This is a genomic window from Pectobacterium betavasculorum (assembly GCF_000749845.1).
Taxonomy (GTDB): Bacteria; Pseudomonadota; Gammaproteobacteria; order Enterobacterales; family Enterobacteriaceae; genus Pectobacterium; species Pectobacterium betavasculorum.
On the sequence record NZ_JQHM01000003.1, the window covers coordinates 201,854 to 224,111 of the forward strand.

Genomic DNA, 22,258 nt, shown 5'->3' on the forward strand with positions numbered 1-22,258 from the left:
CATGGTGGACTATCAGGGTAAAAAAATCGTCATTATCGGGTTGGGGCTGACCGGGCTCTCCTGTGTCGATTTCTTTCTCACGCGTGGTGTGGTGCCGCACGTGGTGGATACCCGTATCAGTCCGCCTGGTCTGGATAAGCTGCCGGAACAGGTAGAACGCCATCTTGGTAGCCTGAATGAAGACTGGCTGATGAATGCAGATTTGATCGTCGCCAGCCCCGGTGTCGCGCTGGCGACGCCGATTCTGTGTGATGCAGCCGACGCTGACATTGAGATTGTTGGTGATATCGAACTGTTCTGCCGTGAAGCTCAAGCACCGATTGTGGCGATTACCGGATCTAACGGTAAAAGCACGGTGACGATGCTGGTCGGTGAAATGGCGCGTGCCGCAGGCTGGCAGGTTGGCGTTGGTGGCAATATTGGCCTACCCGCGCTGCAACTGCTAGAGCATCCCGCTCAGCTTTATGTACTGGAGTTGTCGAGTTTCCAACTGGAAACGACGAGTAGCCTGCACGCTGCTGCGGCAACCATTCTGAACGTGACGGAAGATCACACCAACCGTTACCCGTTTGGTCTACAACAATATCGGGCAGCAAAATTGCGTATTTATGAAAACGCAGATTTGTGTGTTGTGAATGCTGACGATGCATTAACCATGCCGGTGCGCGGTGCGGATGCACGCTGCCGCAGTTTTGGTGTCGATGTGGGCGATTATCACCTTAACCGCCAGCAGGGAGAAACCTGGCTGCGCGTGGACGGTGAACGTGTTCTCAACACCCGTGAAATCAAGCTTGTCGGGCAGCACAATTATACGAACGCATTGGCAGCGCTGGCGCTGGCGGATGCAGTGAAGGTTCCGCGCGCGTCTGCACTGACGGCGTTGACGTCATTTACCGGGCTGCCGCACCGTTTTCAAATGGCCTTTGAGCGCAACGGTGTGCGGTGGATCAATGATTCTAAAGCCACCAATGTGGGCAGCACCGAGGCCGCATTGAGCGGTTTGGCGGTAGACGGCACGCTACACCTGTTGTTAGGCGGTGACGGTAAATCTGCCGACTTCTCGCCACTGGTACCGTATTTACAGGGTGAGCATATTCATTTGTATTGCTTTGGTCGCGACGGACAGCAGTTGGCTGCACTGCGCCCGGAAATTTCCGAACAGACAGAAACGATGGAACAAGCAATGCACATCATTGCTGAGCGCGTTAAGCCGGGCGATATGGTGTTGCTGTCGCCAGCCTGCGCAAGCCTGGATCAGTTCCGCAGTTTTGAACAGCGCGGCGATGAGTTTGCTCGTCTGGCAGAGGAGTTAGGCTGATGCGCTTCTTCGGGCTGGCGTTTATTGAACGCATCAAAAACTGGGTTATGGGAACGCGTGAAAGCGATACGCTCAGCATCGTTCTGTACGATAGAACGCTGGTGTGGTTGACGCTTGGGCTGGCCGTGATTGGTTTTGTGATGGTGACGTCGGCTTCCATGCCAGTTGGGCAGCGCCTTGCCAGCGACCCGTTTTTATTTGCGAAGCGTGATGCGATCTATCTGGGGTTGGCATTTGGTTTGTCGTTAATCACCCTGCGCGTCCCGATGGAGATATGGCAACGTTACAGCCCGGTACTGCTCTTGCTCGCCATGGTTATGCTGCTGGTCGTACTCGTAGTGGGAAGTTCGGTCAATGGCGCATCGCGCTGGATTTCACTGGGACCATTGCGTATTCAGCCTGCTGAATTATCCAAACTGGCGCTGTTTTGCTACCTGTCTAGTTACATGGTGCGCAAGGTTGAAGAAGTCCGAAATAACTTCTGGGGCTTTTGCAAACCGATGGGCGTGATGGTGGTGTTGGCGGTGCTGTTACTGGCCCAGCCTGACCTCGGTACGGTGGTTGTGCTGTTTATTACGACGTTGGCGATGTTGTTTCTGGCCGGAGCCAAGATGTGGCAGTTTCTGGCAATCATTGGTTCCGGCGGGTTTGCTGTTGGCCTGTTGATTGTGGCTGAACCTTACCGTATGCGACGTGTGACGTCTTTCTGGAACCCGTGGGAAGATCCGTTCGGCGACGGCTACCAGTTAACACAATCTCTGATGGCGTTTGGGCGCGGTGAATTCTGGGGACAGGGGCTGGGAAATTCAGTGCAGAAACTGGAATATTTGCCGGAAGCGCATACCGATTTCATTTTCTCTATTTTAGGTGAGGAACTCGGCTATATCGGTGTGGTTTTAGCGTTGTTAATGATATTCTTCGTCGCTTTTCGCGCGATGTCTATTGGAAAGCGGGCGCTGGAGATCGATCAGCGCTTTTCGGGCTTTCTGGCCTGTTCGATCGGCGTTTGGTTCAGCTTTCAAACGCTGGTGAACGTTGGCGCGGCGGCGGGAATGCTGCCGACGAAAGGGTTAACGCTACCGCTGATCAGCTACGGTGGTTCCAGTTTGCTGATTATGTCGACGGCGATTGTGTTGCTGTTACGCATTGATTTTGAAACGCGTCTGACGAAAGCGCAGGCGTTTACGAGAGGTGCCCGATGAGTGGCGAAGGCAAGCGTTTGATGGTGATGGCGGGTGGCACGGGCGGCCATGTCTTCCCCGGGTTGGCGGTTGCTCATCACCTGATGGCGCAGGGCTGGCAGGTTCGCTGGTTAGGTACGGCGGATCGTATGGAAGCCGATTTGGTGCCTAAGCACGGTATCGAAATTGACTTTATCCGCATTTCTGGCTTGCGTGGTAAAGGCATTCGGGCGCAGTTAAGCGCACCGATCCGTATTTTTCAGGCAGTGCGCCAGGCGCGGGCGATTATGCGCCGTTACCAGCCTGATGTGGTGCTGGGGATGGGCGGTTACGTTTCCGGCCCCGGCGGTCTGGCTGCCTGGCTGTGTGGCATTCCAGTCGTACTGCATGAGCAGAACGGTATTGCAGGATTGACCAATCGCTGGTTATCCCATATCGCCAAAAAAGTATTGCAGGCATTTCCGGGCGCGTTTCCCAAAGCGGATGTCGTAGGTAACCCGGTAAGAACTGATGTTCTGGCGTTGCCTGCGCCGGAAATACGATTAGCCGATCGCTCAGGCCCTGTGAGGGTGCTGGTTGTTGGCGGCAGTCAGGGGGCTAGGGTGCTGAACCAAACGCTGCCCGACGTGGCAGCAAAGTTGGGCGACCGTGTGACGATTTGGCATCAGGTCGGTAAAGGTGCGCTATCAACCGTTCAGCAGGCTTATCAGGATGCAGGGCCGACGCAGCACAAGATTACTGAGTTTATTGATGACATGGCAGCAGCCTACGCGTGGGCGGATGTTGTGGTGTGCCGTTCCGGCGCATTGACCGTCAGTGAAATTGCAGCAGCAGGTCTACCCGCGCTGTTTGTCCCGTTTCAGCATAAAGATCGGCAGCAGTACTGGAATGCGCTGCCGTTGGAAAAGGCCGGTGCAGCAAAAATTATTGAGCAACCACAGTTCAGTGTGGCGGCCGTCAGCGAGGTGTTGTCCGGTTGGGATCGCACAACCTTGCTGACCATGGCGCAAAAAGCCCGCGCAGTGGCGATTCCAGATGCAACCGAACGGGTTGCAGCGGAAGTCAGTGCAGCGGCAGGCAGTCGGGCCACTCATGTGGCTCATGGTTAATTAATACAACGTTGTCGGCAGAAGGCTGTGCGACGACGCTATAAGGTAGCGATAGAATAAAGTGAATACTCAACAACTGGCGAAACTACGTTCAATCGTGCCCGAGATGCATCGCGTTCGGCACATCCACTTTGTCGGCATCGGCGGTGCTGGCATGGGTGGTATCGCCGAAGTGTTGGCCAACGAAGGTTATGAGATTAGCGGTTCCGATTTGGCACCGAATGCGGTGACGCAACAGTTGACCGGACTTGGTGCGCAGATTTATTTCCACCACCGTGCAGAGAATGTTCTGAACGCCAGTGTGGTTGTGGTGTCGAGTGCGATTACTGCGGATAACCCTGAGATTGTCGCCGCGCATGACGCACGTATTCCAGTGATCCGTCGTGCCGAAATGTTGGCGGAACTGATGCGTTTTCGTCACGGTATTGCGATCGCGGGTACGCACGGTAAGACGACTACTACAGCGATGGTCACCAGTATTTACGCGGAAGCGGGATTGGACCCTACGTTTGTGAATGGTGGGTTGGTTAAAGCGGCGGGAACGCATGCGCGTTTGGGCTCAAGCCGTTACCTGATTGCAGAAGCCGATGAAAGCGATGCGTCTTTCCTGCATTTGCAGCCGATGGTGGCGATTGTGACCAATATTGAAGCCGATCATATGGACACTTATCAGGGTGATTTTGAGAATCTGAAGCAGACATTCATCAATTTCCTGCACAATTTGCCGTTCTACGGCCAGGCAGTGATGTGTATTGATGACGCGGTAATCCGCGAGCTTCTGCCACGCGTTGGTCGTCATATCACCACATATGGCTTTAGTGACGATGCGGATGTCCGCGTTGCCGGATATCACCAGACTGGCGCGCAAGGACATTTTACTCTGGAGAGGAAAGACAAACCGCTGCTAAACGTCACGCTGAATGCGCCGGGTCGTCACAATGCGCTTAACGCGGCGGCGGCGGTTGCTGTAGCGACTGATGAAGGCATTGATGACGAAGCGATTTTACGTGCGCTTGAGCGTTTTCAGGGCACGGGACGTCGCTTTGATTTCCTCGGCGAGTACCCGCTTGAACTGGTGAATGGGCAAAGCGGTACGGCGATGTTGGTGGATGATTACGGCCACCACCCAACGGAAGTCGATGCCACGATTAAAGCTGCCCGTGCCGGTTGGCCGGATAAACGGCTGGTTATGATTTTTCAGCCGCATCGCTATACGCGAACCCGCGATTTGTATGACGATTTCGCACACGTGTTATCGCAAGTTGACGTGCTACTGATGCTGGATGTGTATTCCGCAGGAGAATCGCCGATTCCGGGCGCGGACAGCCGTTCTCTGTGCCGCACGATTCGCGGGAGAGGTAAGATTGATCCGATTCTGGTGACAGATGTGGATACTTTACCGGAACTGTTGTCACAGGCGCTGCAAGGTGAAGACCTTATTTTGGTTCAGGGAGCCGGCAACATCGGTAAACTGGCACGTAAACTGGCTGACTCCAGATTACAGCCGCAGATAAGTGAATGAGGAACATCATGACTGAGAAAGTTGCTGTATTGCTTGGTGGAACCTCTGCCGAACGTGAAGTGTCGTTACTTTCCGGTCAGGCGGTTTTGGCTGGCCTGAAAGAGGCGGGCGTCAATGCGCATGCGGTCGATACCCGTGACTTCCCTGTGACGAAGTTGAAGGAAGAGGACTTTACCCGCGTTTTTATCGCCTTGCACGGTCGTGGTGGTGAAGATGGTACATTGCAGGGCGTCCTGGAGTTTCTGGAACTGCCCTATACCGGCAGCGGCGTTATGGCATCCGCACTGACGATGGATAAACGCCGGACTAAACAGGTATGGCAAGCGGTGGGGTTGCCAGTGTCGCCATATGTGGCGCTGGATCGTCGCCAATATTCAGAGACGGCAGCAAATGTATTGCTGGCGCAGTTCACCCACCTCGGGCTGCCGTTGATCGTCAAGCCAAGCCGTGAAGGTTCCAGTGTTGGCATGAGCAAAGTCAATTCGCTTAGCGAACTGCCAGTAGCACTGGAAGAAGCATTCCGCCACGATGACGATGTTCTGGTCGAGAAATGGCTGAGTGGCCCAGAGTATACGGTTGCTATTCTGGGTGATGAGGTATTGCCTTCTATTCGTATTCAGCCTGCGGGTACGTTTTACGATTATGAAGCGAAGTATTTATCGGATGATACACAGTATTTCTGTCCAAGTGGTTTGTCGGATGAGCAAGAGCAAGCATTAGCTGTGTTGGCAATGGAGGCTTATCGTGCGGTGGATTGCAGCGGATGGGGACGCGTCGATTTTATGCTGGATAGCGACGGCGTTTTTTATCTGCTTGAGGTAAATACCTCTCCGGGGATGACGAGCCACAGTCTGGTTCCTATGGCGGCGCGTCAACGCGGGCTGACATTCTCGCAACTGGTTGTGAAAATTTTGGAGCTCGCTGGCTAATATGTCGCAGGCAGCGCTGAATACACGCGGACGAGAGCCTGAAACGAAAGGAACACGTCGCAGTAATGGAGGCCAATTGGCAGGAATAATTTTCCTGCTGATGGTGATAGGGACGATTGTCTGGGGAAGCTGGATGGTGGTCGAGTGGATGAAAGATGCCAGCCGATTACCACTCTCCCGTATGGCAGTAACAGGGGAAAGGCAGTACACCACCAACGACGATATCCGTCAGGCAATTTTGTCGTTGGGGGCGCCGGGAACGTTCATGACACAGGATGTGAACGTGATCCAACAACAGATCGAGCGTCTGTCGTGGATAAAACAGGCCAGCGTACGTAAGCAGTGGCCGGACGAATTAAAGATTCATCTGGTTGAATATGTTCCGGTTGCGCGTTGGAATGATCAACTGATGGTTGATGCGGAAGGAAATTCGTTCAGTGTACCTGCCGAACGCATTGGTAATCGTAAGATGCCGCTGTTATATGGCCCTGAAGGTACTGAGTCAGAAGTGTTGGAAGGCTATAGGGCAATGAATCAGACACTGGCTGCCGGCAAGTTTACGTTAAAAATGGTGGCGATGAGTGCGCGGCACTCGTGGCAACTAGGATTAGATGATGATACCCGCCTTGAATTGGGGCGGGACGATAGAGCCAAACGTCTGCAACGCTTTATCGAGCTGTATCCGCTGTTGCAGCGGCAAGCTCAGAGCGAAAACAAGCGTATCAGCCATGTGGACTTGCGTTATGACAGCGGGGCCGCGATAGGCTGGGCTCCAGCCTTGCTTGATCAACAAAATGTTGATCGGCAACGAGTTGGTCAGCAATAAGACATTGATCAGCAACAGAACAGTAACCAGAAACAGACACAGGCTAAACAACAATGATCAAGTCGACGGACAGAAAACTGGTAGTTGGGCTGGAAATCGGTACAGCAAAAGTGGCTGCGCTGGTAGGGGAAGTTCTACCCGATGGCATGGTCAATATTATTGGCGTAGGCAGTTGCCCGTCACGCGGTATGGATAAAGGCGGCGTAAACGATCTGGAATCGGTCGTTAAATGTGTTCAGCGCGCTATTGATCAGGCTGAGTTGATGGCAGACTGCCAGATCTCTTCCGTATATCTGGCGCTGTCGGGAAAACATATCAGTTGCCAGAATGAAATAGGGATGGTGCCTATTTCAGAAGAAGAAGTAACGCAGGACGATGTGGAAAGCGTGGTGCACACCGCCAAGTCCGTGCGCGTGCGCGATGAACACCGTGTGCTCCATGTGATCCCACAGGAATACGCGATCGATTATCAGGAAGGGATTAAAAATCCGGTTGGCTTATCCGGCGTGCGTATGCAGGCGAAAGTCCACCTGATAACCTGCCATAACGATATGGCGAAGAATATTGTTAAAGCTGTTGAACGCTGTGGCTTAAAGGTCGACCAACTGATTTTTGCTGGGTTGGCCTCCAGCTATGCAGTGCTGACAGAAGACGAACGTGAACTGGGCGTATGCGTAGTCGATATCGGTGGTGGCACCATGGATATCGCGGTCTATACCGGTGGCGCATTGCGGCACACTAAAGTGATTCCGTATGCAGGCAATGTGGTTACCAGCGATATTGCCTATGCGTTTGGTACGCCGCCGACGGATGCCGAAGCGATCAAGGTGCGCCATGGTTGTGCATTAGGTGCGATCGTTGGCAAAGATGAGAATGTGGAGGTCCCGAGCGTTGGAGGACGTCCACCCCGCAGTCTGCAAAGACAGACATTGGCGGAAGTTATTGAACCACGTTACACCGAACTGTTGAATTTGGTGAACGATGAACTTTTACAGTTGCAGGAGCAGTTACGTCAACAAGGCGTGAAACATCATCTGGCGGCAGGGATTGTGCTGACAGGCGGTGCCGCGCAAATAGACGGTCTGGCGGCCTGTGCGCAGCGTGTGTTCCATACACAGGTGCGTATTGGACAACCAATGAATATAACAGGGCTGACGGATTATGCCCAAGAGCCTTATTACTCAACGGCAGTTGGGTTGCTCCATTACGGAAAAGAATCTCACCTTGGTGGTGAGCATGAAGTCGAAAAACGTGCCTCAGTGAGCAACTGGTTCAAGAGAATCAACAGCTGGTTGAGGAAAGAATTTTAATTTTATCAAAGAGATCACCTGGCACAATTTTCTGATCTCGCAGTTACAGGCACAAACGGAGAGAAATTATGTTTGAACCAATGGAATTAACCAACGACGCGGTGATTAAAGTCATCGGCGTCGGTGGCGGCGGCGGTAATGCTGTCGAACACATGGTGCGTGAGCGCATCGAAGGCGTCGAGTTCTTTGCGGTCAACACGGATGCGCAGGCATTGCGTAAAACGGCTGTTGGCCAGACGATTCAGATCGGTAGCGGCATTACCAAAGGTCTGGGCGCAGGTGCTAACCCGGAAGTCGGTCGTAATTCGGCTGAAGAAGATCGTGAAGCGCTGCGTGCAGCACTGGAAGGTGCGGACATGGTGTTTATCGCCGCTGGTATGGGCGGTGGCACAGGGACTGGGGCTGCACCGGTTGTGGCCGAAGTAGCAAAAGACCTGGGTATTCTGACTGTCGCTGTGGTGACCAAGCCTTTCAACTTTGAAGGCAAAAAGCGTATGGCGTTTGCTGAGCAGGGTATCGCCGAGCTGTCTAAGCACGTCGACTCGCTGATCACTATTCCAAACGACAAACTGCTGAAAGTGCTGGGACGCGGTATCTCCCTGCTGGATGCGTTTGGTGCGGCAAATGATGTACTGAAAGGCGCAGTGCAAGGTATTGCCGAGCTTATCACTCGTCCAGGCCTGATGAACGTCGACTTTGCAGACGTGCGTACCGTGATGTCCGAAATGGGTTATGCCATGATGGGTTCCGGCGTTGCGCGTGGTGAAGACCGTGCGGAAGAAGCGGCGGAAATGGCGATCTCCAGCCCACTGTTGGAAGATATCGATCTGTCCGGCGCTCGTGGCGTGTTGGTCAACATCACGGCGGGCTTTGACCTGCGTCTGGATGAGTTCGAGACGGTAGGTAACACTATCCGCGCATTTGCCTCCGACAATGCGACAGTCGTCATCGGTACATCGCTTGACCCAGAAATGAATGATGAACTGCGTGTAACGGTTGTTGCTACGGGGATCGGCATGGACAAGCGTCCTGAGATTACTCTGGTCACGAACAAGCAGGCCAGTCAGCCTGTGATGGATCATCGTTACCAGCAACACGGTATGACGCCGTTGGCGCAGGAAAAACCGGCTGCTAAAGTGGTTAACGACCAGAATCCGCAGACGAATAAAGAGCCAGACTATCTGGATATCCCGGCATTTCTGCGTAAGCAGGCAGACTAATTTGCTGCCAGATAACGTTGGAATATCCGCTCTTTGTGCTAAACTGTGCCACCGAGTCTGGTGTATACTAGATCGGTAGGTTCAGTAACATGCGAGATAAAATGATGATCAAACAACGTACACTAAAACGTATTGTTCAGGCGACTGGTGTCGGGTTACATACCGGCAAGAAGGTCACGTTGACCATGCGTCCTGCACCGGCAAATACCGGGGTCATCTATCGCCGCACAGACTTGAATCCCCCGGTTGATTTTCCGGCTGATGCAAAATCCGTGCGTGATACCATGCTCTGTACTTGCCTGGTTAATGAGCATGACGTGCGTATTTCTACGGTGGAGCATCTTAACGCTGCGCTTGCAGGGTTGGGCATTGACAATATTGTCATTGATGTTGACGCACCAGAAATTCCTATTATGGATGGCAGCGCCAGCCCATTCGTCTACCTGCTGTTAGATGCGGGTATCGAAGAGCTGAACTGCGCCAAGAAATTCGTACGTATCAAACAGCCAGTTCGCGTTGAAGATGGCGACAAGTGGGCCGAAATGAAACCGTTTAACGGCTTCAGCCTGGATTTCACTATCGACTTCAACCACCCGGCGATTGATGCGGGCAACCAGCGCTACCGTTTGGATTTCTCTGCTGATGCGTTTGTTCGCCAGATTAGCCGTGCACGTACGTTCGGCTTCATGCGCGATATCGAATACTTGCAGTCTCGTGGGTTGTGCCTGGGCGGCAGTATGGATTGTGCCATCGTCGTTGACGATTACCGCGTACTAAATGAAGACGGTCTGCGTTTTGAAGATGAGTTTGTCCGTCATAAAATGCTGGATGCCATCGGTGACCTGTTTATGTGTGGTCACAACATCATCGGTGCGTTTTCTGCATTTAAATCCGGCCATGCTCTGAACAACAAACTGTTGCAGGCTGTGCTGGCAAATCAGGAAGCGTGGGAATACGTAACCTTTGAAGACGAAGCTGAAATGCCGCTGGCGTTTAAAGCACCGTCTATCGTGCTGGCGTAACGTTTGAAGTCGTAGTTCACTTCTTATTACGACTGGTTTTACTGGTACTCTCTCCGGCCAGTGATGCCAGTCGTTCTAATATCTTTCTGAGTTTTTCCGGGCTATTGCCTGCTATCGTCCTCAACGTCTCCGCACTTTGTTCACTCAACTGACGCAACGGTTTGTCATCGGTATTTTCCGTCGGCGTAATGTCATTATTTTTCACGATTTCATGCCCTTTTGCGGCAAGCGTTGGATTAATCCTGATGTCGATTGAAGCCAATGATGGTAGTATTTGTGCGCGTAACGCAGAGAGCAACGCAGGTTGTTCGTAACGTAACCGCATCAGCCAACTGGCGTTGGCGGTTTCCAGTATCAGTAAACCTTGCCGGTAATTAGCGACGCGGCACCATGGGTGCAACGGTGCAGGCAGTAATCCGCGCACGGCACGGTTGAGTTTTAATAAGGCGATAGCGCGCTGTTGCACATCTTGTAGCGGGCCTTTACCCGACATGGATGCGCTATCAAACAGAAATTCCAGTGATTGTGGGCGGCTATCACGCATAGACCTGGCTCCGGTGGATGTTACTCGTGATTGGTATTCTAAATCGTTGGCGACAATTTGGCAGACGTTATTTCTGGCCGCATCTCTTATTAGGGATGGTCGCGGCGAGTCTTGGTCTGCCGACAAGCCTGAACGACTCACAGGATATCGCCTCACTCCCTAATTCAAGCTCCAGCGTTAGTCGCCAGAATAACGTATCGCTGAGTCTTACCGACCTGGTAGCGCTGAAGGAAGCGCATCGGCGTTCGTCTTACAGCGTTGATTACTGGCATCAACATGCGATTCGTACGGTTATTCGCCATCTTTCTTTTGCATTGACGACGCCACAGACGGTCAATACCCAGCAGGTCGACGAACTACAACCCCATTCTCTGGTTTTACTGGATACGCTAAATGCGTTGCTAACGCAGGATTCCCAGTATCCCCTTGTGATCTTCCCCCATGCTGAACGAGTCATTTTTTATCCTCAGGCATATCATCAAATCGGCATCTGGCTTGCCCAAATCCGCGGCATCCGTGCAGGGCCCTCTCTTTTCAGCTGAACGTGTAGTAGATAATTAGCTGAAGAAATTTCTCTCGTTTTTTGCTGAGTTTCTCAGTCTTTCGATGTTGTGTTGCCACTGGATACGTGGCATTTGTGAGATTAAAACTATTATGGTCATGAATATCCTAACCAAAATTTTTGGTAGCCGTAACGATCGTACGCTGCGTCGTATGCGTAAAAATGTTGATGTCATTGGTCGTTTAGAACCAGAAATGGAAAAACTTTCAGATGAGGAACTGCAAGCGAAAACGCTAGAGTTCCGCGTTCGTCTGGAAAAGGGTGAAACGCTAGAGAACCTGCTGCCGGAAGCCTTCGCGGTAGTCCGTGAATCCAGTAAGCGTGTCTTTGGCATGCGTCACTTCGATGTGCAGCTTCTTGGCGGTATGGTACTGAATGAGCGCTGCATCGCGGAGATGCGCACCGGTGAAGGTAAAACGCTGACGGCAACGCTGCCTGCGTACCTGAATGCGCTGACTGGTCGTGGCGTACACGTGGTGACTGTGAACGATTATCTGGCACAGCGTGATGCCGAAAACAACCGTCCGTTGTTTGAATTCCTTGGCCTGAGCGTCGGTATCAACCTGCCGGGAATGCCTGCTCCGGCAAAGCGTGAAGCCTATGCGGCAGACATCACCTACGGTACCAATAACGAATACGGTTTTGACTACCTGCGTGACAACATGGCGTTCAGCCCGGAAGAGCGCGTGCAGCGTAAATTATACTATGCGCTGGTGGATGAGGTTGACTCCATCCTGATCGATGAAGCACGTACGCCGCTGATCATTTCCGGTCCGGCTGAAGACAGCTCTGAGCTTTATATCAGCGTCAATAAAATCATCCCTCACCTGATCCGTCAGGAGAAAGAGGATTCGGATACCTTCCACGGCGAAGGCCACTTTTCTGTTGATGAGAAAGCTCGTCAGGTGAATCTCACCGAACGTGGTCTGGTTCTGGTAGAAGAATTGCTGGTGAAAGAAGGCATTATGGAAGAGGGGGAGTCGCTGTACTCTCCGACCAACATTATGCTGATGCATCATGTGACCGCTGCGCTGCGTGCGCACGTGCTGTTTACCCGCGATGTGGACTACATTGTGAAAGACGGTGAAGTTATCATCGTTGACGAACACACGGGGCGTACCATGCAGGGGCGTCGTTGGTCTGATGGCTTGCATCAGGCCGTGGAAGCGAAAGAAAAAGTAGCCATTCAGAATGAAAACCAGACGCTGGCTTCTATTACCTTCCAGAACTATTTCCGTCTGTATGAAAAATTGGCAGGTATGACCGGTACAGCAGATACCGAAGCGTTCGAGTTCAGCTCCATTTATAAGCTGGATACGATTGTGGTGCCGACCAACCGTCCGATGATCCGTAAAGACTTGCCTGATCTGGTCTACATGACCGAGCAGGAAAAAATCGATGCCATCATTGAAGATATCAAAGACCGCTCCGTAAAAGGTCAGCCTATTCTGGTTGGTACGATCTCGATTGAGAAATCCGAGGTGGTTTCTCAGGCGCTGGAGAAAGCGGGCATCAAACATAATGTATTGAATGCAAAATTCCACGCCATGGAGGCTGATATTGTTGCTCAGGCGGGTCAGGCTGGTGCGGTGACCATCGCGACCAACATGGCGGGTCGTGGTACGGATATCGTATTGGGCGGTAGCTGGCAGGCAGAAATAGCACATCTGGAAAACCCAGATGACGCGCAAATTGCAGAAATCAAAGCGGCCTGGAAAGTGCGTCATGATGCCGTGTTGGCTGCGGGTGGTTTGCATATTATCGGTACTGAGCGCCATGAGTCTCGCCGTATCGATAACCAGCTGCGTGGCCGTTCTGGTCGTCAGGGGGATGCGGGTTCATCACGCTTCTATCTGTCGATGGAAGATGCGCTGATGCGTATTTTTGCCTCCGATCGCGTTTCTAATATGATGCGTAAACTGGGTATGAAACCGGGCGAAGCGATTGAGCATCCGTGGGTCACTAAGGCGATTGCTAACGCACAGCGTAAAGTGGAAAGCCGCAACTTTGATATTCGTAAACAGCTGCTGGAATACGATGATGTGGCGAACGACCAACGTCGTGCGATCTACACACAGCGTAACGAACTGCTGGATGTGTCCGATATCAGTGAAACCATCACCAGTATTCGTGAGGATGTGTTTAAAGCGACTATCGACAGCTACATTCCACCGGAATCTCTGGAAGAAATGTGGGATACGGAAGGTCTGGAACAGCGCCTGAAGAACGACTTCGATCTGGATATGCCGATCAAGGCGTGGCTGGATAAAGAGCCTGAGCTGCACGAAGAAACGCTGCGTGAGCGTATTTTCCAGCAGGCGCTTGAGGTTTATCATCGCAAAGAAGAAGTGGTTGGCGTTGAAGTCATGCGCAACTTCGAGAAAGGCGTGATGTTGCAGACGCTGGATTCCTTGTGGAAAGAGCATCTGGCGGCAATGGATTACCTGCGTCAGGGTATCCATCTGCGTGGCTATGCACAGAAAGATCCGAAACAAGAATATAAGCGTGAGTCGTTCTCTATGTTTGCCGCAATGTTGGAATCACTGAAATATGAAGTGATCAGCACGCTGAGCAAAGTCCAGGTGAGAATGCCGGAAGAAATCGAAGCACTGGAGCTGCAACGCCGTGAAGAAGCAGAGCGTTTGGCGCAGCAACAGCAGTTTAGCCATCAGGAAGAAGAAAGCCTGAATACGGGGTCACCGGCGCAGGCAGACCGTAAAATTGGACGTAACGATCCTTGCCCATGTGGTTCAGGCAAGAAATATAAGCAGTGCCACGGTCGCTTACAGAAATAATTGACTGCTAAATCCAGTGATTAATATGTGATAAGTAAAAGGCGGTCATTGACCGCCTTTTACTTGATAAGAATCTGATAGGAATTGTCATGACGCAAAAACAGTTATCCGTCGCGGTGGGCATCATCCGCAATACGGAACAGCACTATTTCATTGCTCGTCGCCCTGATGGTGTTCATATGGCAGGGATGTGGGAGTTTCCCGGTGGTAAAGTTGAGGAGGGAGAAACACCCGAGCAGGCTCTGATTCGTGAGCTGCACGAAGAAACGGGTATTGAGGCTAGCGCACCGCAGCCGCTAAACGATAAAACGTTTTCTACGTCGGAGAGAATCATCACGCTTCATTTCTTTCTGGTTGAAACGTGGAAAGGGGAACCCTATGGCCGAGAAGGTCAGGAATCTCGCTGGGTAAACGTGGAGGCGTTGCGTGAGGAAGAGTTTCCGCCAGCGAATGCGGAGATGATCCGCTGGCTGAAATCGCTTTAATCGAACCCTGCCCGTATGAAATCGTTATCGCGAAACGTGGCTATTAGCGCGTTTCGCTCCAGTCTTCACTGTCTGAAACCATATCATCACTCGGAATGCGCTTTTCTTCATCAGCCCATTCGCCCAAATCGATAAGCTGACAACGTTTGCTGCAAAAGGGGCGATAGATACTGTTTTCATCCCAGATGACCGCCTGCTTGCAGGTCGGACATTTCACCGTCGTAATTTCTGTTGTCATAAAATTTTTCACTCTGTTTTTACTTAATACCTATTTGATGCTTAACACATTTTCGTTTGTCGGGATTGGGCTAGCAGCAGGCCAATTCAAACGTCAAATGAGGCGGAATATGGCCGTTTTCACTGTCTAATGGCAGAAAACGGATGGCATAGCGTGTCTTATGGCCGGATATCTGTGGATAGAGCTGATGTATCTGTTCAAGACGCAAACGCAGTAGATCAGCATCGGAGGCGTTGTCCTGAAAGAAACCATTCAGGCTGGTCTGTGGACGGAATATGCCAGAGTGGCGGATTAGCTCCAGAATCATATCAAGCGCTTGTTTAAGCGGTGACAGTGAGCCAAGCCAGCCGGAAACTAATTTCTCGCGCAGTTCCTTAGGCTGATGCAGCCAGCTATGCAGCGTTGGCAAGTCGAAACTACAACACCCGCCGGGAATACCGAGCCGCTGGCGTACCATACCAATCAGGCGATCTTCTCGTAAGAACTGCCCCATTCGCGGTGCTGCCATAAGCGCACTGGATAGATCTTTCAATTGACGCCGCAGTGAGTGGATGCGCTCCATATCAACGCCCGGTACATCACTCCATTGCAGCAATTTTTGCTGTTGGCGCTCCAGTTCTTTCAGCAACTCGGTTCGCACATCTCCGCGTTCCAGCACATCAAGCAACTCGGCGATAGCGCGAAAAAATGTCAGGGCGCTCCCCATGTCGGTCAGCGAGTGATGTTGATGCAACTGCTGTAGTAATGATTCGATACGCAACCAGGTACGTGTTTTTTCGTTCAGCGGGTATTCGAATAAAATCGTTGAGGGGGCGTCACTCATTCTTAGTCATCCTGTCGGCTGCGGAGGCGGCAAGCTCCAGGTACTGGCGGTGTAATTCCGCAACCTGTGGAGCCAGTTCGTTTGGGCAGCGACTGTTATCAATAATATCATCGGCATAAGCCAGGCGCTGTTCTCGGGTTGCCTGTGCTGCCAGTATGTTTTCTGCTTGCAGCAGACTGATACCATCGCGGGCCAGTGTGCGTTCAAGCTGGGTTTCTCTATCTACATCAACGACCAGAATACGTTGTGCTCGCTGCTGTAAACCGTTCTCCACCAGTAAAGGGACGACCCACAGAATGTACAGTGTGGATATGGCCTGAAACTGGGTTTGTGTTTCCTGATGGATTAACGGATGGAGTAAATTATTCAGCCACTGTTTCTCCTCTGGTGAGGAGAATATTCGTTGGCGTAGTGCGGTGCGGTTCAATGAACCATCGTTATTGAGCACGGCATCGCCAAACCGGAGCCTGATGGCATCCAGTGCGGGTTTCCCTGGCTCGACTACCTGACGCGCGATGATATCCGCATCAACGATAGTGGTTCCTAATTTGGCAAACTCATCAGCTACGGTGCTTTTCCCGCTGCCGATACCGCCCGTTAAGGCTACGATGTATGTCATTGCACCTGTGTTGAAAAATTAACATTGCTACTATTTTCAAGGGAAAGGAACATATTATCATCCCCTGAAGCCAATCAGGCATAAGCCGTAGTTTGCTCCACGCTATCACTTTGTTCGGTGATAGGTAAATTTTTCTGATTTTATCCCAAATAAAGTGAAAATCGCAGTCTTGCCGTAGGATTATTCCTGCGTATGATAACGTCACTGGTAAAGGGCATTATTTTTCAAAACACGATTATGCTCAGTAACGATACTGAACATGTCACCGTCACTCACCAGGAACTCGAACCTCATGCGTATTGAAGAAGATTTAAAGTTAGGCTTTAAAGACGTTCTCATCCGGCCAAAGCGTTCGACGCTGAAAAGCCGCTCTGACGTTGAACTGGAACGTCAATTCACGTTCCTCCATGCCGGGGGCAACTGGTCTGGTGTCCCGATTATTGCCGCGAATATGGATACCGTGGGTACGTTTAGCATGGCGGAAGTCCTGGCCTCTTTTGATGTTCTGACGGCTGTCCATAAACACTATTCTGTTGAGCAATGGTCCCAGTTTGTGCAACACGCACCAGAATCGGTATTACGCCATGTCATGGTATCGAGTGGGACATCTGATGCTGACTTCATCAAGTTAAAGCAAATTCTGGCGCTGTCGTCTGAACTGAAATTTATCTGTATCGATGTAGCAAATGGTTATTCTGAGCACTTTGTCACGTTCCTACAAAAAGTGCGTGAGGCCTGCCCGGACAAAGTTATCTGTGCTGGAAACGTGGTGACGGGTGAAATGGTGGAAGAACTCATTCTCTCCGGCGCGGATATCGTGAAAGTCGGTATTGGCCCCGGTTCTGTCTGCACTACGCGTGTCAAAACGGGTGTAGGCTACCCTCAACTTTCCGCCGTGATTGAATGTGCCGATGCGGCACATGGTCTTGGTGGACAAATTGTAAGCGACGGCGGTTGCGCGATGCCGGGCGATGTCGCGAAAGCATTCGGTGGCGGAGCCGATTTTGTTATGCTAGGCGGTATGCTGGCAGGACATGATGAATGTGAAGGAACCATCGTTGAAGAAAACGGTGAGAAAATGATGTTGTTCTACGGGATGAGTTCCGCATCTGCGATGGAACGTCACGTTGGCGGCGTGGCGGAGTACCGTGCAGCAGAAGGAAAAACCGTGAAACTGCCACTGCGCGGTCCGGTAGATAATACTGTACGCGATATTCTTGGCGGCCTGCGTTCGGCCTGTACCTATGTCGGCGCATCCCGCTTGAAGGAGTTGACGAAGCGTACAACGTTTATTCGTGTGGCCGAACAGGAAAACCGTATTTTCAACGGATAGTTGTGTCTTCAGGTCCCATCTTTCTGCTGTTAACGGTGGTGGCGCGATCTGATTTGTAGACGTTGTCGCGTCGTGTTGTATTAGCCGGTTCAGGCACTGGCTAATACATTCCCCAGTTGGAAGATAGGCAAATACATGCCAATCACTAGCGCCCCAACCATTCCCCCGACGACCATCATCAGCAACGGTTCCAGCGTTTGTGTCAGCATGTCAGCCTGCTGCTGTACCCGTCCCTCGTGCCATTCTGCCAGTTGTGTAAAGATCGCATCCAATGCACCGGTTTCTTCGCCAACGCGAATCAACTGCGGACAAGGTGCAGGGAACAGTATGGTGTGATGCTGTGTGGCATGGTATAGCGACGTCCCCTGATGTAGCTGCGCCTGTATCTGTTGAATTGCGGCCTGATAAAGTGGGTGACGGATCGTCGCGGCGGCATCCAGCCCTTCTGGGAGCGTTAAACCGGCATGCTGCGTCATGGCGAGAATATGGAATATCTGGTTCAGCGATTTACCGCGTAACAGGCTGGATACGATAGGAAGCTTCAGCAGCCATTCTTGTTCTCGGGTTTTCCACAATGGCCGTTTCTGCCTCAAGCGGGCGTACCCCACCATCAGGCAACTAAGCATCAGCAACCCAATCAGTCCGTAGCCAGATATGATTTCTGCCAGATAAAGCAACTGACGGGTAAACCACGGCAACGGCGTATTGAACGAGGAATAGAGCGACGCAAACTCGGGCAGAACCAGCGTTAACATCATCATACTGACCAGCATGGCGATGGCTAAAACAAAGCAGGGGTAACGTAACGCTTTGATGACTTTCTGTTGCAGTCGGGATTGTTTTTCTTGCTGCTGGGCGAGCTGTAGGCAGCATGCGTCTAGCTTGCCGGTCAATTCGCCGACGGCAATGAGGGAACGATACAGAACGGGAAAGATGTGAGGATATTCCTGTAGTGCTTCAGACAGTGAGTTTCCCTGAGCAACGTGGGTACGAACATCCCGTAATACGCAGCGCCAGCCGGGGCGATCGTGCTGTTCCGACACCAGTTTTAATGCTTCCAGCAGTGGCAACCCAGCTTGTAGCAGGGCAGCAAGCTGTTTGATTAACTCGCCCAACTGTTCGCGTTTCCAGTAGCGAAGCGACAGATAATGACCAGCTTTTACAAGAAGCGGTTGATAGCCCTGTGCAATCAGGTTGGTATAGACCTGCTGGCGATGTGTGCTAATGAGTTCTCCATCGATAAATTCGCCCTCGGACGTGATGGCCTGCCAGTGATATAGGCGCTGTAGCCTCATTGCGGCTCCTGATTCATTGACCGCTCATCGCCTACCACACGGTAGACTTCAGCGAGTGAGGTCAGGCCGTCGTTGACCAACTCAAGCCCTGCGGCCAGCAAGGTTGGAAAACCTGAATGGCGAGACAGCGCAGATAATTCCCCTGTGCTGGCGTTGCTCGCTAGCGCTGACTGAAAATCTGGCGTGATGGGGAGTAATTCATAGAGCGCGACGCGGCCATAGTAGCCAGAAAAACAGTGGCTACAGCCGCGGGCTTGCCAATGGTGCAATGGCCCTTGCCATACGTCGTTTGGTAGTGAAAGTAGCGGTTCTCCTGGGGTTTTGCAGTGCGGGCATAACCGACGAACAAGGCGTTGTGCGATGATGAGTTTTAGCGCCGCAGCTAACAGGTAACCGGGGATGCCCAGATGACTGAGGCGAGTCAGGGTTTCTACGGCAGAATTGGTATGTAGCGTGGACATGACAAGATGGCCGGTTTGTGCGGCTTTTACCGCAATTTCTGCGGTTTCAGCGTCACGGATTTCACCGATCATAATGATGTCTGGATCCTGTCGCAGCAGCGCCCGTAAAACTCGACCAAATCCCAGTTCGGCTTTAGTATTGATTGCCGTTTGGTTGATTCCCTGTAAGGGGATTTCGACTGGATCTTCTACGCTACAGATATTGCGGCTGATATCGTTCAGCCAGCGTATCGCGCTATAAAGCGTTACTGTTTTTCCACTGCCCGTTGGGCCGGTGACTAACAGCATCCCCTGTGCGGCGCTCAGCACGCTAATAACCTGCTGTAATGCCTTTGCGGTGAGCCCAAGCTTATCCAGCGCCAGCTCTTGCTGGTGTGTTTGCAGAATACGCAGTACGACTTTTTCTCCCTGTTGCACGGGAAGGGTAGCGATACGTAAGGAGTAGGTTTGTTGATCCAGCATCAGGCTGAATTGACCGTCTTGCGGCAACCGCCGTTCGGCAATATTCAACTTACCCATGATTTTCAGTCGCGCGGTAATTCGATTTGTCAGTTCGGGAGGAGGAGCGGATATTGCCTGCAACACACCGTCAATCCGTAGCCGCACACGATAGCTGTCCAGTAATGGTTCAAAGTGGATATCCGAGGCGCGGCGCTGAGCGGCGAGGCGCAGCGTTTGATGGATAAACTGCGCGACTGGGGAGGCATCATCCTGATCCTGTTGCCCGGTGCTGGAACGATCGGCGCTGGTTTGGTAAGTCTCTGTGGGCTCGGCAACGGCATTCACCGGGTTAAGCTGTTGTTCCATTCTGGCCTGTGGCCATTGTTCCACCATAATTCTGCGATTGCTGGCGAAACGCAGTGCGGCAATCATCTCCGCAGAAGGAGACGTGGTGACGGCAACTGACAGCGTTTGTTCATCGAGGTTAAGTAGTAATGCCTGATAACGTCGGCACAGTGTCTGTAACTCGCTGAGTATATGCTCGGAGGAGAAGGACGAATCAGTCATGATTAACCCGCCGTATTATCGAAACGGAAAACGTCCTGACAGGCGGATTGCAGGCTCTCTGTGTTGTCATCCGTGGCACAGTTTTTCGTCCAGCGTGAAGCACCCGTTTCGGTGTCCCACGTTGGCGTCAGAATAACGCGTAGCCCTTGCAGAGTGGACTGCCCAGTCAGCGTAATTACCCCTTGGGTGACGCTCACGGCATTGACATAGCGTGAAGATTTACTGACCGGAATTCCCTGATTTCCTGCGTTGCAGGCGGTAAAAGCGGCATTTTCCAGACCGCAGAGATCGACTGGCGTTTTATAAGACACCATTGTTTGTAGCATGTCCGTCAGCGCCGCTTTTTGCAGATAGCCTTGATAGGCCGGCACGCCAATGGCGCTGAGGATGGCGATGATCGCAATGACGATCATCAGCTCAATCAGTGTGAATCCCTGTTGTTTTGTCATGTTGATTTCCCTGTTGTTGGGTATAAATTTTTGTGATGCACAAAGATAGCGATGCACCAATTCATACGAATGGCTGGCAGCATAGAAAAGGGAGTGAAGGCTGACGAGCGGGGAAAATAAAAACAGGAAAGCGCTACGACATATTTTGAGGAATTTGCAGAGGATTAAAAAATTTTTGCGGACAGGTACGCATTATCAGGACAGTAAGTCCGTGCAGAGCTGGGAAGTCGTATTGTTATGATGTTATGGAGAGGATGAGATGGAGAAACGCAAACGAGGTGCGGAATGGCACCTCGTCGGTAGAAATAGGGAAGCGATTAGATAAAGCGCATGGATAAGTCCAGTGCCTGTACGTGCTTGGTTAACGCCCCCACTGAAATATAGTCCACGCCGGTTTCCGCATAGCCACGCAGCGTATCCAGGGTGACATTGCCGGATATCTCCAGCAGCGCACGGCCTTGCGTTAAGCCAACGGCTTCCCGGATGCTATCCAGGCTGAAATTATCCAGCATGATGATATCTGCGCCAGCGTCCAACGCCTGTTGCAATTCATCCAGCGATTCGACTTCTACTTCTACCGGAACATCGCTGCGTAAGGACTGTGCTTTCTCTACCGCATTTTTGATTGAACCCGCGGCGATGATATGGTTTTCCTTGATCAGAAAAGCATCGGATAAACCGAGTCGATGGTTGTCTCCGCCGCCGCAGGATACGGCGTATTTCAGCGCGGTTCGCAGCCCTGGCAGCGTTTTGCGCGTATCCAACAACCGAGTGCGCGTTCCCTGCAATACGGCAACATAGCGGCTGGTTTCGGTTGCGACGCCGGACAGCGTTTGCAGGAAATTCAGCGCAGTGCGTTCACCTGTCAGGAGCTGTTTGGCGGGTCCTGTGATATCACAGAGCGTTTGGTTGGGAGTGATGGTTTCGCCATCGGCGACGTGCCAGACGATCGTTGTCGTGTTGCCCAATTGAGAAAAGACTTCCTCAAGCCAACGCGTACCGCAGAATATACCCGCTTCACGCGTGATAATGCGTGCGCTGACGGTCTCGTTGTCGGGTAACAGAAGCGCGGTAATGTCTTGATTAGCATCGACGATGCCACCTAAATCTTCACGCAAGGCCAATTGCACGCTGGCAGGGATATCTTGTGCAATACGAGCAAGCAAGGTTTTCTGGCGTTGTTCCTGACTGTAGCGACGCGTTGACATG

Annotated in this window: 21 protein-coding genes; 13 read left to right on the top strand and 8 right to left on the bottom strand. The window is 52.0% G+C overall.

What is annotated here, in order from left to right; genetic code table 11:
• Window position 1 precedes the first annotated feature (1 nt).
• The 9 genes from murD (at window position 2) to lpxC (ending at window position 10,437) form a co-directional block, all read left to right on the top strand.
• Entirely contained in the window at window positions 2-1,318 is a 1,317-nt protein-coding gene (murD, locus tag KP22_RS10965) for a UDP-N-acetylmuramoyl-L-alanine--D-glutamate ligase (RefSeq protein WP_039324234.1), read from the top strand.
• Entirely contained in the window at window positions 1,318-2,520 is a 1,203-nt protein-coding gene (ftsW, locus tag KP22_RS10970; RefSeq protein WP_039305756.1) for a cell division protein FtsW, read from the top strand. Before murD ends, ftsW begins: the two co-directional genes overlap by 1 nt.
• Window positions 2,517-3,608: an undecaprenyldiphospho-muramoylpentapeptide beta-N-acetylglucosaminyltransferase gene (murG, locus tag KP22_RS10975; RefSeq protein ID WP_039324237.1), complete on the top strand. Its 1,092-nt coding sequence runs from the start codon at window positions 2,517-2,519 to the stop codon at window positions 3,606-3,608. The genes ftsW and murG overlap by 4 nt, the downstream gene beginning before the upstream one ends.
• Window positions 3,609-3,669: 61 nt before the next feature.
• A complete protein-coding gene (gene murC / locus KP22_RS10980) occupies window positions 3,670-5,130 on the top strand; it encodes a UDP-N-acetylmuramate--L-alanine ligase (protein ID WP_039305762.1) in 1,461 nt (486 codons plus the stop codon).
• A gap of 8 nt (window positions 5,131-5,138) precedes the next feature.
• Complete coding sequence (locus KP22_RS10985; protein ID WP_039305764.1) at window positions 5,139-6,059, top strand: D-alanine--D-alanine ligase; 921 nt, start codon at window positions 5,139-5,141, stop codon at window positions 6,057-6,059.
• A gap of 1 nt (window position 6,060) precedes the next feature.
• A complete protein-coding gene (ftsQ, locus tag KP22_RS10990; protein ID WP_039305767.1) occupies window positions 6,061-6,885 on the top strand; it encodes a cell division protein FtsQ in 825 nt (274 codons plus the stop codon).
• A gap of 53 nt (window positions 6,886-6,938) precedes the next feature.
• Window positions 6,939-8,195 (top strand): cell division protein FtsA, encoded by a 1,257-nt coding sequence (ftsA, locus tag KP22_RS10995; RefSeq protein ID WP_010298002.1) that lies wholly within the window; start codon window positions 6,939-6,941, stop codon window positions 8,193-8,195.
• Window positions 8,196-8,263: 68 nt separating this feature from the next.
• Complete coding sequence (ftsZ, locus tag KP22_RS11000) at window positions 8,264-9,415, top strand: cell division protein FtsZ (RefSeq protein WP_011095311.1); 1,152 nt, start codon at window positions 8,264-8,266, stop codon at window positions 9,413-9,415.
• A gap of 104 nt (window positions 9,416-9,519) precedes the next feature.
• Entirely contained in the window at window positions 9,520-10,437 is a 918-nt protein-coding gene (lpxC, locus tag KP22_RS11005; protein ID WP_039278868.1) for a UDP-3-O-acyl-N-acetylglucosamine deacetylase, read from the top strand.
• Window positions 10,438-10,453: 16 nt separating this feature from the next.
• On the opposite strand, the gene KP22_RS11010 is transcribed toward lpxC, so the two are convergent.
• Complete coding sequence (locus KP22_RS11010; RefSeq protein ID WP_039324239.1) at window positions 10,454-10,981, bottom strand: DUF721 domain-containing protein; 528 nt, start codon at window positions 10,979-10,981, stop codon at window positions 10,454-10,456.
• Window positions 10,982-11,007: 26 nt separating this feature from the next.
• Here KP22_RS11010 and secM point away from each other — a divergent pair, with 26 nt between their 5' ends.
• The 3 genes from secM to mutT all read left to right on the top strand — a co-directional run bounded on the left by secM (window position 11,008) and on the right by mutT (window position 14,823).
• Window positions 11,008-11,523 (top strand): secA translation cis-regulator SecM, encoded by a 516-nt coding sequence (gene secM / locus KP22_RS11015; protein WP_197061574.1) that lies wholly within the window; start codon window positions 11,008-11,010, stop codon window positions 11,521-11,523.
• 112 nt (window positions 11,524-11,635) lie between these two features.
• Window positions 11,636-14,338, top strand: coding sequence for a preprotein translocase subunit SecA (gene secA, locus KP22_RS11020; protein ID WP_039305776.1), 2,703 nt, complete (start codon window positions 11,636-11,638; stop codon window positions 14,336-14,338).
• Window positions 14,339-14,427: 89 nt separating this feature from the next.
• Window positions 14,428-14,823, top strand: a complete 396-nt coding sequence (gene mutT, locus KP22_RS11025) for an 8-oxo-dGTP diphosphatase MutT (protein ID WP_039324241.1) — start codon at window positions 14,428-14,430, stop codon at window positions 14,821-14,823.
• 43 nt (window positions 14,824-14,866) lie between these two features.
• Here the strand turns inward: mutT and yacG are convergent, their stop codons facing one another.
• The 3 genes from yacG to coaE all read right to left on the bottom strand — a co-directional run bounded on the left by yacG (window position 14,867) and on the right by coaE (window position 16,503).
• Window positions 14,867-15,061 (bottom strand): DNA gyrase inhibitor YacG, encoded by a 195-nt coding sequence (gene yacG / locus KP22_RS11030; RefSeq protein ID WP_039305782.1) that lies wholly within the window; start codon window positions 15,059-15,061, stop codon window positions 14,867-14,869.
• 70 nt (window positions 15,062-15,131) lie between these two features.
• Entirely contained in the window at window positions 15,132-15,884 is a 753-nt protein-coding gene (zapD, locus tag KP22_RS11035; protein WP_039305785.1) for a cell division protein ZapD, read from the bottom strand.
• On the bottom strand, window positions 15,877-16,503 hold the full coding sequence (gene coaE, locus KP22_RS11040) for a dephospho-CoA kinase (protein ID WP_039324244.1): 627 nt from the start codon (window positions 16,501-16,503) through the stop codon (window positions 15,877-15,879). The genes zapD and coaE overlap by 8 nt, the downstream gene beginning before the upstream one ends.
• Window positions 16,504-16,795: 292 nt before the next feature.
• Here coaE and KP22_RS11045 point away from each other — a divergent pair, with 292 nt between their 5' ends.
• Window positions 16,796-17,836 carry a GMP reductase gene (locus KP22_RS11045; protein WP_039305789.1) on the top strand — a complete coding sequence of 347 codons (1,041 nt, stop codon included), beginning with the start codon at window positions 16,796-16,798 and terminating at the stop codon, window positions 17,834-17,836.
• An 89-nt stretch (window positions 17,837-17,925) separates the two neighbouring features.
• Here the strand turns inward: KP22_RS11045 and hofC are convergent, their stop codons facing one another.
• The 4 genes from hofC to nadC form a co-directional block, all read right to left on the bottom strand.
• Window positions 17,926-19,131, bottom strand: coding sequence for a protein transport protein HofC (hofC, locus tag KP22_RS11050; protein ID WP_039324246.1), 1,206 nt, complete (start codon window positions 19,129-19,131; stop codon window positions 17,926-17,928).
• Window positions 19,128-20,600: a type II secretion system protein GspE gene (gspE, locus tag KP22_RS11055; protein ID WP_039324249.1), complete on the bottom strand. Its 1,473-nt coding sequence runs from the start codon at window positions 20,598-20,600 to the stop codon at window positions 19,128-19,130. Before gspE ends, hofC begins: the two co-directional genes overlap by 4 nt.
• A 2-nt stretch (window positions 20,601-20,602) precedes the next feature.
• Window positions 20,603-21,049: a prepilin peptidase-dependent pilin gene (gene ppdD / locus KP22_RS11060; protein WP_039324251.1), complete on the bottom strand. Its 447-nt coding sequence runs from the start codon at window positions 21,047-21,049 to the stop codon at window positions 20,603-20,605.
• Window positions 21,050-21,366: 317 nt separating this feature from the next.
• The gene (gene nadC, locus KP22_RS11065; protein ID WP_039324254.1) at window positions 21,367-22,257 is read right to left on the bottom strand and encodes a carboxylating nicotinate-nucleotide diphosphorylase; all 891 of its coding nucleotides are present in this window, start codon (window positions 22,255-22,257) and stop codon (window positions 21,367-21,369) included.
• Between the last annotated feature and the right edge of the window lies 1 nt (window position 22,258).